This is a genomic window from Anaerostipes hadrus ATCC 29173 = JCM 17467, from assembly GCF_030296915.1.
GTDB lineage: Bacteria > Bacillota > Clostridia > Lachnospirales > Lachnospiraceae > Anaerostipes > Anaerostipes hadrus.
Map to the genome: position 1 here is coordinate 1624826 of NZ_AP028031.1, position 11750 is coordinate 1636575.

Here is an 11750-nt window from a genome sequence, read left to right on the forward strand (position 1 = left end):
TCATTGCATTTATATATCTACTTTGCTATAATTATTTTTAGAAAACTATTAAACAAATTGGAGGATCATAATTATGGCAGCAAAGAATTTCCGTAAATTATTTGAACCGTACACAGTAAAATCTATGACATTAAGGAACAGAATTGTCATGACTCCCATTGGAACAAATTTTGCTGAGCATACCGGAGAAGTAAATGAAAGAATCATTGATTATTATAAACAGCGTGCAAAGGGCGGAACAGGTCTGATCACGATTGAAGCTGCGAGTGTTTATTCACCACAAGGAGCAAGCGGATCATACCAGCTTCGTATCGACCACGATAATTATATTCCTGGATTATACAGATTATGTGAAAGCATCCATGACTGTGGATCTAAGATCAGTATCTTACTAAATCATGCTGGTTCTGCAGCGAATGGTAAAATAACAAACATCCAACCAGTATCTGCATCTGATATTCCATCCAGAGTTGGTGGTGATATTCCTCGTGCTTTAACAACAGATGAAATCTACACGATCGTTGATAAATTTGCTGAAGCAGCAAAACGTGCAGTTACAGCAGGATTTGATGCTGTTGAGATTCAGGCTGGACATGGTTATTTATTAAACCAGTTCTTATCTCCAACAACAAATGACCGTACTGATGAATTTGGTGGATCTAAAGAGAATCGTGCACGTTTCACTACATTAGTATTAAAAGCTGTTCGTGAGACAGTTGGTGAAAATATTCCTATCTTCTTAGGAATCAGTGCTGATGAACTTGCTGAAGGTGGTAACACATTAGATGATACATTAGAGATCGTTGAATATTTCAAAGATTACGTTGATGTATTTGATGTTTCTGCTGGACTTACATGTTCTATCCAGTACCAGTATGATGCAGATTACCTTCCAGATGGATGGAAATCTTATATGTCTAAATCAATCAAAGAAAAGACTGGAAAACCTTGTCAGACAAGTGGTAATATCCGTGAACCAGAAGTTGCAAACCGTATTCTTGAAGATGGTGAAGCAGATCTGATCGCAATCGGACGTGGACTGATCGCTGATCCTGAATGGGTAAATAAAGTTCAGTTTGGTAACACAGATGATATCAATCGTTGTATCTCATGTAACAATGGATGTACAGCAACATTAGGGGATGAACCTATCCGATGCAGCATCAATCCTGCTCTTGTTTCAGGTTCATTATATAAAGATAAGAAATTAAAGAAACCATGTAACGTTGTCGTTGTTGGTGGTGGTACTGCTGGTCTTGAAGCTGCATGCACAGCTGCTGAAGTTGGATGTGCAACTGTTCTGATCGAGAAATCAGGAGAACTCGGTGGACTTGCCAGACGTGTAGGAAAGATGCCTAACAAACAGCGTCTTGGATATTTCCCTCAGTACTTAGAACGTCGTGCAATGAAACTTAAGAACCTGTTTATCTGTAAGAATACAGAAGCTTCTATCGAATTTATCGAAGGTTTCAAACCAGATATCGTTGTTAACGCAACAGGATCCGTTCCTCTTCTTCCAAATATCCCTGGATTAAAAGAGAACTTAGAAGCAGGAAATGTATCTACGATCTTTGATCTGGTAGATCACGTAGATTCTTATCCAGAAGATTTATCTGGTAAGAAAGTTGTTGTGATCGGTGGTGGTAACGTAGGACTTGACGTTGTTGAATTCTTTGTTCCTAGAAAAGCTGATGTAACGATCGTTGAGCAGAAATCTCACTTTGGTGAGAACCTTGACTTTATCACTAAGACTGGTTCTATCGAATTCATGAATAAGAATAAAGTAAATCAGTATCCAAATGCTTCTTTATTAGAAGTTAAAGATCACAGCTTTATTGTAAGACATGACTATAAAGATCTTGAATTAGACTTCGATTATGGATTTGTATGTCTTGGAATGCAGTCTGCAACTCCTTCTCTTCAGGAATTATACAACCACTTCATCTATGAAGGTGTTGAAGTACTTAATATCGGTGACAGTGCTCAGACACGTCGTATCATCGAAGGTGTAAAAGAAGGTCGTGACATTTTAGTTGCATTAGAACGTCAGGATTTCATCTAAGATCATAATTTTGATTTCAAACCTTTCTTTAAAAGATAAGAAATATATTGTAAATATATAAAAAACATGGACCAGATAACAAAGATCTGACCCATGTTTTTTATTATTTCATTAATGTTTTTTCTTACGGTACTGCCACAACACAATCTTTTCAAAATAACGCTTTATGACGATCTGAATCTCTTCTTTCGGATTCATCGGTGTTACAAGAATACTATGTATACCTGTTCTGTTCGCTCCATAAACATCTGTAAACAACTGATCTCCAACGAAGAATGTATTCTTCTTATCCGTTCCCATCAGTTTCATTGCTGTCTCATATCCTTTGATCGATGGTTTATTTGCTTTGTATACATAATATTTCCCACCGACTGCCTCGCAGAACGCTTTCACTCTTGGTTCTTTGTTGTTACTTGTAAAACAATACTGCATCCCCATCGCATCCAGTCTCTTAAATAACTTCTTTGCACGTTCATCTGCTGGTGCATTGTGTGGTACTAACGTATTATCGACATCAAAGATCACTCCTCGATATCCTTCTTTGTAGTATCGTTCGAAATCAATATCATAAGTACTTCTGATATCTTCGGACGGGTAGAATTTCTGAAACATAATTTATCTTCCTTTTTACATCTTTACATTGTTCAATCTTGTTTATTTTATAACAGCTTTTTACAATTAGCAAGAAGAAAACAAAATATGAGACCAGTTTTTTCAAAAATTCTAGTCTCATATCATTCATTTTATTTCTCTGCACCGCTTAAATATGCATTATAAATATCTCTTGAGATATTCTTCTTGATCGCATCATAAACTGGCCGTGCCTGCTTACGCATCTCTTTCTGTGTCTTTGCATCAAGTTTCACAATCTTTGTACCACTGTCTTCAATGGTTTTGATACGGTCTGCGATTCTCTTGTCAGATGCTTCTCTTGCATACACTTTCGCTGTCTGCGATGCCTGATCGATGATCTTCTGCTGGTCTTTTGACAGACTGTTATAGAATTCATCACTGACAATCAGCGAAATATAATGTGGCAGATGGTTTGTCTCTACAACATAATCCTGCTGCTCATATAATTTGCTGGAAACGATAACTTCGTAAGGATTCTCCTGTGCATCGATCGTTCCCTGCTGAAGTCCGATATAAACTTCGCTGAACGTCATTGGTGTTGGATTCGCTCCAAGTGTCTTCCAGAACTTCAAATGATAGCTGTTCTCCATCGTACGAATCTTCTGCCCTTTGAAGTCGTTAATACTCTTAACATTCTTATTGGTAGACATAACACGGAATCCCTGATCGGCATATCCAAGTAATTTGTATCCACCCTTCTGATATACTTTCTCCATCTTCTGATAGAACTCTTCATTATCAACAGCTGCTCGTGCCTGTTGGATCGTTGTAAATGCACTTGGCAGGTCAAATACTGCGGTATCTGGAAGGAATGTTACCTGTGGTGCAGTATTCTGTACGACAAATGGGATATCCCCATCTTTACAACTCTCAAGAAGCTCACGGTCTCCTCCGAGCGTACTGTTTGGATAAACTTCGATCTTCATCTTTCCATGACTTAATCTGGAAACTTCTTTTGCAAACTTCTCTGCATAAAGCTGTGTTACCGTATCTTCCGGACTGGAAGTTCCAAGCGGCCATGCATATCTTTGTACTTCGTCTTTCTTTTGTTTCTTCTTACATCCGGATAAACTGAATAATAAGACTCCTGCAAGAAGAACTACGACGGATCTTTTTATGATTTTTCTCATGAAATCCTAAACCTCCTTATAAAAGTGCCAGACTGATCTGTGGAATAAATGTGATCAGAAGTAATGCGATCAGGAAGCAGATAATCAGCGGCATTGCTTTCTGTGCGATCTTCATCACTGGAATATCCGTTAAGGATGATGCCACAAATAAGTTGACTCCAATTGGTGGTGTAACGAAACCAATTGCAAGGTTTACAACCATCATAACACCAAAATGAATCGGATTCATACCGATTGCTGTAACGATCGGTAATAAAATTGGTGTCAAAATAAGAATCGCTGGTGTCGTATCCATGACCATACCTACGATCAACAAGAATATATTGATCACAAGCAAGATCACAATCTTATTATGGAAGTTACCTAAGATCCATGCACTAATGGACTGTGGTACACGCATCAATGTTAATACTCTTGAGAATGCAATGGATGCTGCCAAGATAAACAGAATAGGTGCATATGTTCTCACACCTTCTACCATGATTCCCCAGATATCTTTAAATTTCATGGATTTATAGATAAATAAACTGACTACTAAAGAGTAAAATACAGAAATAACCGCTGCTTCTGTTGGGGATGCGATTCCTGTGTAAATACATCCAAGGATGATAACCGGACTTAAGATTGCAAAAAAGCTTTCTTTAAATACTCCAATAAATCCTTTTGCATGTAACTGATCGATCTCTGCTGCGATCTTTTCCTTATCTTCTCCATGTTTTTTACAATAATAAATGGCATACACCATCAATAAGGCACCAATCAATAATCCTGGTACAACTCCTGCCATAAACAGATCACTTACAGATTCCCCAGATGCCATACCATACATGATAAATGGGATACTTGGCGGTATGATAACTCCAAGCCCGCCCGCAACTGCTACGATTGCTGTTGAAAATGACTTGTCATATCCTAAACGAACTAAGATTGGAATTGTCATGCTTCCTACTGCTGCTACAGTTGCAGGTGCAGATCCTGAGATTGCTCCATAAAATAAGCAGGTTACAATTACTGCACATGGCATTCCTGCCGTTAATTTTCCTATAAAAAACGCAAAAACGTCAAAAATCTTCTTAGAGATTCCCCCTTTTGCCATGATCATTCCAGATAATACAAACATTGGAACTGCAAGTAATGGGAAACTATCAATTCCTCCAAGCATAGAACGAATGACAAATGTCCCACTTGCTGTAAATGATGGATCAAATGCTCCTGGAAGTACAGATACGATCCCAAGGGCGATCGAAATCGGAATTGCAATGATCAGACAAATAAAGAAGAGTAAAAATACGACTGCTGCTGACATTTATTTTTCCTCCTTTTCTTCATCTTTGCGGATCACAATCTTAAATTCAATGATCCAACGTTGGACGATACGAAATGCTACTAAAACAAAACTAAATAGCGGGGCTGCCTGAATATAATACATTGGAATCTGACATGCGGGACTTACCTGTCCACTTTCAAATGCACTCTTTAAATAAAGAACTGCATATGGAATCAGATATAAAAACAAGGCAAGTTCGATCGTGTGGTTCACCACTTTGAACAATGCTTTCCCTCTTCTTGGAAACATTGCTACAAACTGTTCGATTTTAATGGAAATACATTTCTTAGTACAATAACTAACACTGATAAAGCCTGACCAGATAAATAAATATCTTGTCAGTTCCTCTGACCATGAAAGGGACGCTCCAAGTGCATATCTTGCAAATACCTGAATTCCCATGATCACTGTCATGGCGATCAATAATGCTACCATTAGAAATTCTTCCAGATTCTCATCAAGCCATTTTAGCATGATTCACCTCTTTCTACTTTCTATAACAAAAGTCTTTATTTTCACAAACTATGGCAAAACTTTAACAATTTGCTCTACTAAATTATACTGAAAAAATAGGATTTCAGCAAATATTTTTTATGTATTTAAAAAAGAGGAAAAGAATAACCAAGAATCTTCTCCTCTTCTACATTTAATTTTTAAAGATTCAGTTCTTATAATCCCTGATTTTCATGAAGGAACTGAAGCATATTATTTAAGTCATTGACTGCTGCCTGTCCAGGTGCAGATGCTTTTTTCGCTGCTCCGAATGTAAGAGCAGATCCGAATACTTCACCGCAAAGACGGCTGATCAGCCCTGTTCCTGCCATAGACATTGTGATGATCGGACGATCTGCATGTTCTGTATACATTTCTTCTGTTGCACAGAGAAGTGTTAATACGTCACGTCTGCAAGTTGGCATAACTGCGATCTTAGGGATATCAGCACCAAGTTCCTGCATTTTGCAAAGTCTTCTTACGATTTCATCTTTTTCAGGTGTTTTGTCAAAATCATGGTTCGATGCAACAACTTTTACTCCACATTCATGAGCAGCTGCTACGATTGCTTTTACGATCTCATCACCTGTGAATGCTTCTACATCTACAAGATCAACATATCCTGTTTTTGCAGCAGCGATGTTTAATTCTTTGTAAGGTTCTGCTTCGATTGCTTTTTCTCCACCTTCTTTTGATGTACGGAATGTGAAAAGAATTGGTGTTTCACCTAAAGCTTCTCTTAAGTCTTTTAATACGTCTTCTACTTTATCAAATTCGAATACTCCTTCGAACCAGTCAACACGCCATTCCACAACGTCTACAGGGATGCTGTCAAATGTTTTCGCTTCTGCGATGATTTCATCTTTTGTAACACCTACGATAGGTACACAGATTTTAGGAACTCCGCTTCCGATTTCAATATTTCTTACTTTTACTGTATTCATTGACAATTTCCTCCTATTGTCCGAACGTTCTCCCGAAGCATAAACCTCGGGAGTTCCTATTACCAATACTAATTAATTTTTAGATGCCTCTTCTGCATTCTTTAATAATACACCATAACGTACGTTTACGAAAAGTGCTAATAAGATTCCGATTGCTGTAATTACGATATTCATCATGATTACGCTTGTAGATGTCATTTTTGCAGCTGCTGTTAAGATTGTGTAGTTACATAAGCTAGATGCGATCATAACTAAACTTGTGATTGTTCCTTTGATTTTAGGGAACAGATCATTTACAACGGCTGTTGCCATCTGAAGTACTCCGCCTGCTGCTGCATATCCGATCACGAATGCTCCAACATAGCAGATCATAGGTGTCTTAATAATGTAAACTAATGCTAACATTACAAGAGAGATTGCTGGATAAATCACTAGGAATCTTACCTGTTTGAATTTTGTGATCAATACACTTGTTACGAATAATGCTACCATTGTACCTGCAGAATAGTATGTCTGCATCACAGATACGTTCTGAGATGGGATTTTTGCAATTTCAGTACCAAATGTCTGAGCACAGTTTAACCATAACTGGAATGTAGCTGTACTTGTGAATCCGATCAGGATCAATGCAATACTCTCGATAGAAAAATGTGCATTCTTTAAGTTGCTGATGAAAGATTCAGATTTTCCTGCTTCAGATGTTGCTGGGAATGGAGCAAAGATTGCTAAGATTCCCATGATACCGATGCATACACCAGCGATAACTGGAAGCATTAAGTATGACATGCTTGTTCCTGCTACAATACCTAAGAAGAAAGGCATTAATAACTGTGCAACAGAAATGAAGAATTTGATCCCCATTGTTGCGATACCTGTATATTTGTAAATAATTTCAGTTACAGCTGGATATGTTGCTGTATCTAAGAATGAGTTCGCGATACCACCAAGAACTGCTGCGATATAAGCAATTGTTGTGTTTGGTGAGAATGCGATCCCTACTAAGAAAATAACGTATGAAGCACATCCAATGATCACTGATAAACGACGTCCTAATTTGTCAGATAAAGGTCCTGCAAATGGAAGGGAGATCAAACGTCCCAATCCTAATGCTGCTGCAATGGAAGTTACTGCCATAACATCTTTTAATCCCCACTGGCTTGCGAGCATTTCTTTTACTACCTGCTGACTTAAGATGGAACATCCAATTCCATGAATGAAATAGTTCAGATAAAGAACTAAGGCACTTGGTATGTATTTTTTATCCATTTTAATAATTCCTCTCGTTTGCTATATGGTTATGACTGATCTTAGTCATATTTGATATCTAATACTTCTTTCATATGCTCGATCGGCATATGTTTTCCTGTCCATAAGTGGAAAGCAGCATCACCCTGGAATAACATCATTCCAAGACCGTTCATTGTCTTACATCCAGCTTTCTTAGCAAGTCTTAATGTTTCTGTCTCTCTTGGAGCGTAAACTGTATCTGTTACGATCAGGTCTGGACGGAAGTATGTTTCATCAGGAACAACTGTCTGTCCTTCTAATGGTTTCATTCCTACACCAGTTGCCTGTGCGAATAAGTAGCTGTCTGCAATTTCTTCTCTTAATTTATCTTTGTCATCAAGATCGTAAAGATTTACGATACAATCTGTGTTTTCACGGATCTTCTTTACTGTTTCTTCAGCGTTAGCCCAGAATTTATCTTTGATATTGAAGATTGACATTTCTTTGACACCGTCTAATGCAGCCTGAATCTCGATTGCTGTCGCAGCTCCACCAGCACCAGCGATTGTCATTTTTTTACCGATCACGTCAATATCGTTGTCTTTTAATGACTGCATGTATCCGATACCGTCTGTGATATGTCCGATCAGTTTTCCGTTGTCATTTACGATCGTGTTAACAGCTCCTGCCATTTTAGCTGCTGGAGATAACTCGTCTAAGTACTGTCCTACAACTGTTTTGTTCGGCATTGATACGTTAGATCCAACCATCTTTAAAGCACGAAGTCCCTTGACTGCATCCTCTAATGTGCTGTTGTCAACTTCGAATGCTAAGTATGCATAGTCAAGTCCTAATGTTGCGAATGCTTCATTATGCATTGCAGGTGAGCTTGAATGTCTGATTGGATAAGCCATTAATCCGATTAATTCAGTATGTCCTGTAATTCTCTCTGCCATAATTTTACTCCTTAAATAATATGCTTGTTATAAGTTTCATTTACCCAAAAGTTAATTTTTTAACAACCTTATGGTTATATTATATGCTATCTTAATTGATACTTCCAATATATCTTTTAGTGTTTTTTGATAGCTTCAGGCTATCAATCGTGTTATAATGAAAATAACTATTAACTGCTATAATAAGGAAGGTGTTTAACTGTTAAAATAGGCTTATAAAAAATTATAAATATATGTTGGATTTTATAATTTTTATTGGTAGAATAAATTATAAATATTATATGGAGGATTTGTTTATGAGTAAATATTATTCTATCAATAAATTTTCAAAAATATTAGGTATATCGGTTCAAACATTAAGGAATTGGGATAAAAAGGGGAAACTTCATCCACATCACACTTCCAGTAATGGATATAGATATTATTCGCATGAGCAATTAAATCAAGTTATGAATGTAAAACCTAATTTAGATAGAAAAGAACTTATGAAATGAATATCTCAAAATAAAGTGGACAAGGTGGTTGTTTTTTATAAAGACAGATTGTTACGATTTGGATTTGAATTCAAACGTGCCAATAAAGCAAGAAAACTTGTAAAAGAACTGATAGATGATGGTGGTGAAGAAGATGATAAAAACAATTCGAGTCATGCTGATCCCAAATAATAAACAGAATACAAAACTTTTTCGATATGCCAATACTGCCAGATTCGCTTATAACTGGGCGTTAGGAAGAGAAAAAGAAAACTATAAAAATGGTGGTAAGTTCCTATCGGATAGTAATCTGAGAAAAGAATTTACACAATTAAAGAAAACAGAGGAATATTCCTGGTTAAATGAAGTTTCAAATAATGTAACAAAACAAGCGATCAAAGATGCTTGTCATGCATATAAGAGATTTTTCAAAGGATGTTCAAAGTTTCCGAAATTCAAAAGCCGAAAATTTTCTATACCATCTTTTTATCAGGATAATGTAAAGATCCAATTTTCAGATACGCATGTAAAAATTGAGGGTTTTGCTGCTTCCAAAAAGAAGAATAAGCAAAAGATAAACTGGATCAGACTTGCGGAAAAGAATCGGATACCTACGGATTGTAACTATAGTAATCCCCGTATTAAATATGATGGGATCAACTGGTGGATCACAGTAGGCATTGAATACGAAGACTCTGTTACCGTTCCCTCCAATGATGGGATAGGGATCGATCTAGGGATCAAAGATCTAGCGATATGTTCTGACGGTAATAAATATAAGAACATCAATAAAACGAAAAAAGTTAAGAAACTAGAGAAACAAAAACGCAGATTACAGCGTAGCATCTCTCGTTCATACGAGAACAATAAACAAGGAAAGGAATACTGTAAAACGAAGAATGTGATCAAAAAGGAAAAACTTTTATTAATATTAAATCATAGACTAACCAATATCCGTCATGATCATTTACATCATATAACATCAGAGATCGTAAAACGAGAACCAAGTTTTATCTGTATCGAAGATCTAAATGTAAAGGGAATGATGAAAAACAGACATTTATCCAAAGCAGTTCAACAACAGGGATTTTATGAATTTAGGCGGCAGATGGAATATAAATCTGAGTGGAACAATATTCAGGTGATCATTGCAGATCGATTTTTTCCAAGTTCTAAATTATGCAGCTGTTGTGGAAAGATCAAAAAAGATCTGAAGTTATCAGAACGTATTTACAAATGTGAATGTGGAAATGTAATTGACAGAGATCTTCAGGCAGCTTTGAATCTTAAAAAATATGGAGAGGATGTTCTGAAACGATCTGTAGCATAATATGTTCAAGTGATTACAGATATGTACTGATACGTTAGTCAGGAATTAACGCCTATGGAGAGTACAGGAACTTGTGAGTAGTACATGAATTGATTCGTTACAAAAGCATACTCGTTGAAGTAGGAATGAAACATAAAGGTTTATAACTTTTTATAAGTTTTCAGTAACGGTATGTATGAATTTAAATCAACTATACTATTTTCAAAAGGTCGCACAATTACAACATTATCACCAGGCAGCCAAAGAATTAAATATCTCTCAACCTAGTTTAAGCCGTTCGATTGCTAATCTTGAAGAAGAATTAGGTGTTTCTTTATTTCAGAAAAACGGACGTAATATCGAACTTACCAAATACGGCTCTATCTTTTTGGAACATGTCAATCGTATTATAGATGAAATCAAAATTGCTGAAAATAAAATGAAATCCTTAGCTGGCAGTTCCAGCGGGCACATTGATATCGGATATGTATTTCCACTTGCCAAAAGTTATATTCCAAGACTTGTACGAAGTTTCTTAAATCAGCAGGAAAATCATGAGATCACGTTTTCTCTAAGTCAGGAGATCACAAAAAATCTAATTGCGGATCTGAAAAATGAAAAATATGATGTCGTTTTTGGTTCTCTCGTTGCCGATGAACCGGAAATTGAGTTTGTTCCGGTTGTTAATCAGGAAATGGTGATCATTACCCCGCCAGAGCATCCTTTAAAATATAAGAAGAAACTCGTTTTAGAGGATCTGCTGGATTATCCAGTCATTGGTTATGATAAGACTTCTGGTCTTGGACGTTTTACTAATTCTATTTACAAACAAAACCATATCAAACCGTCTATCGCTTTTGAATCTTCGGATGAAAATGCCATCGCTTCCCTTGTTGCAGAAGATTTTGGGATTGGTTTTGTTGCACATGTAGAATCATTACAGGCATATGATGTGGAAATCCTACATCTTAGTAATGTAAAACCTTACCACACTGTTTATATGGCTTATCTTAAAAATATGCCGATGATCCCTGCTGTTCGTAAGTTTATTGAATTCACAAAAGAAACAATAGATATTTTTTATTGATTCTTCAAAAAAGATTTATTTGTTAAATAATTAACCGTGTGTTATACTAAAGCCATCATAAATCATTCACCCAATTTTTATGATTCTAACAACCTCGGATTATATGGAAT

At 36.5% G+C, this 11750-nt stretch carries 10 protein-coding genes and 1 pseudogene; 4 read left to right on the forward strand and 7 right to left on the reverse strand.

Going from position 1 to position 11750, the window contains the following annotated elements:
• The first annotated feature begins 73 nt into the window (after positions 1-73).
• Positions 74-2062 (forward strand): oxidoreductase, encoded by a 1989-nt coding sequence (locus QUE18_RS07925; protein ID WP_009203137.1) that lies wholly within the window; start codon positions 74-76, stop codon positions 2060-2062.
• A gap of 111 nt (positions 2063-2173) precedes the next feature.
• On the opposite strand, the gene QUE18_RS07930 is transcribed toward QUE18_RS07925, so the two are convergent.
• The 7 genes from QUE18_RS07930 to QUE18_RS07960 all read right to left on the reverse strand — a co-directional run bounded on the left by QUE18_RS07930 (position 2174) and on the right by QUE18_RS07960 (position 8771).
• Positions 2174-2674, reverse strand: a complete 501-nt coding sequence (locus QUE18_RS07930; protein ID WP_008391368.1) for a YqeG family HAD IIIA-type phosphatase — start codon at positions 2672-2674, stop codon at positions 2174-2176.
• A gap of 131 nt (positions 2675-2805) precedes the next feature.
• The gene (locus tag QUE18_RS07935; RefSeq protein ID WP_009203138.1) at positions 2806-3825 is read right to left on the reverse strand and encodes a TRAP transporter substrate-binding protein; all 1020 of its coding nucleotides are present in this window, start codon (positions 3823-3825) and stop codon (positions 2806-2808) included.
• A gap of 16 nt (positions 3826-3841) precedes the next feature.
• Positions 3842-5131 carry a TRAP transporter large permease gene (locus tag QUE18_RS07940; RefSeq protein ID WP_009203139.1) on the reverse strand — a complete coding sequence of 430 codons (1290 nt, stop codon included), beginning with the start codon at positions 5129-5131 and terminating at the stop codon, positions 3842-3844.
• Entirely contained in the window at positions 5132-5626 is a 495-nt protein-coding gene (locus tag QUE18_RS07945) for a TRAP transporter small permease (protein WP_008391374.1), read from the reverse strand. It abuts the gene before it with no gap.
• 194 nt (positions 5627-5820) lie between these two features.
• Positions 5821-6588, reverse strand: a complete 768-nt coding sequence (aroD, locus tag QUE18_RS07950) for a type I 3-dehydroquinate dehydratase (RefSeq protein WP_008391375.1) — start codon at positions 6586-6588, stop codon at positions 5821-5823.
• 72 nt (positions 6589-6660) lie between these two features.
• On the reverse strand, positions 6661-7854 hold the full coding sequence (locus QUE18_RS07955; protein WP_008391377.1) for an MFS transporter: 1194 nt from the start codon (positions 7852-7854) through the stop codon (positions 6661-6663).
• A gap of 41 nt (positions 7855-7895) precedes the next feature.
• Positions 7896-8771, reverse strand: a complete 876-nt coding sequence (locus tag QUE18_RS07960) for a shikimate dehydrogenase (RefSeq protein WP_009203140.1) — start codon at positions 8769-8771, stop codon at positions 7896-7898.
• A gap of 296 nt (positions 8772-9067) precedes the next feature.
• Here QUE18_RS07960 and QUE18_RS13895 point away from each other — a divergent pair.
• The 3 genes and pseudogenes from QUE18_RS13895 (at position 9068) to QUE18_RS07980 (ending at position 11640) form a co-directional block, all read left to right on the forward strand.
• A pseudogene (locus tag QUE18_RS13895) lies at positions 9068-9436 on the forward strand (IS607 family transposase).
• Positions 9399-10574 carry an RNA-guided endonuclease InsQ/TnpB family protein gene (locus tag QUE18_RS07975; RefSeq protein WP_055231553.1) on the forward strand — a complete coding sequence of 392 codons (1176 nt, stop codon included), beginning with the start codon at positions 9399-9401 and terminating at the stop codon, positions 10572-10574. Before QUE18_RS13895 ends, QUE18_RS07975 begins: the two are co-directional and overlap by 38 nt.
• Positions 10575-10749: 175 nt before the next feature.
• A complete protein-coding gene (locus QUE18_RS07980) occupies positions 10750-11640 on the forward strand; it encodes a LysR family transcriptional regulator (protein WP_040344592.1) in 891 nt (296 codons plus the stop codon).
• Positions 11641-11750 lie beyond the last annotated feature (110 nt).

What these genes read in the sequence shown, in the direction of transcription:
- QUE18_RS07955 (WP_008391377.1), bottom strand. Translation starts at nt 7,854, where the DNA reads ATGGATAAAAAATACATACCAAGTGCCTTAGTTCTTTATCTGAACTAT.
- QUE18_RS07980 (WP_040344592.1), top strand. Translation starts at nt 10,750, where the DNA reads ATGAATTTAAATCAACTATACTATTTTCAAAAGGTCGCACAATTACAA.
- QUE18_RS07935 (WP_009203138.1), bottom strand. Translation starts at nt 3,825, where the DNA reads ATGAGAAAAATCATAAAAAGATCCGTCGTAGTTCTTCTTGCAGGAGTC.
- QUE18_RS07975 (WP_055231553.1), top strand. Translation starts at nt 9,399, where the DNA reads ATGATAAAAACAATTCGAGTCATGCTGATCCCAAATAATAAACAGAAT.
- QUE18_RS07945 (WP_008391374.1), bottom strand. Translation starts at nt 5,626, where the DNA reads ATGCTAAAATGGCTTGATGAGAATCTGGAAGAATTTCTAATGGTAGCA.
- aroD (WP_008391375.1), bottom strand. Translation starts at nt 6,588, where the DNA reads ATGAATACAGTAAAAGTAAGAAATATTGAAATCGGAAGCGGAGTTCCT.
- QUE18_RS07925 (WP_009203137.1), top strand. Translation starts at nt 74, where the DNA reads ATGGCAGCAAAGAATTTCCGTAAATTATTTGAACCGTACACAGTAAAA.
- QUE18_RS07940 (WP_009203139.1), bottom strand. Translation starts at nt 5,131, where the DNA reads ATGTCAGCAGCAGTCGTATTTTTACTCTTCTTTATTTGTCTGATCATT.
- QUE18_RS07930 (WP_008391368.1), bottom strand. Translation starts at nt 2,674, where the DNA reads ATGTTTCAGAAATTCTACCCGTCCGAAGATATCAGAAGTACTTATGAT.
- QUE18_RS07960 (WP_009203140.1), bottom strand. Translation starts at nt 8,771, where the DNA reads ATGGCAGAGAGAATTACAGGACATACTGAATTAATCGGATTAATGGCT.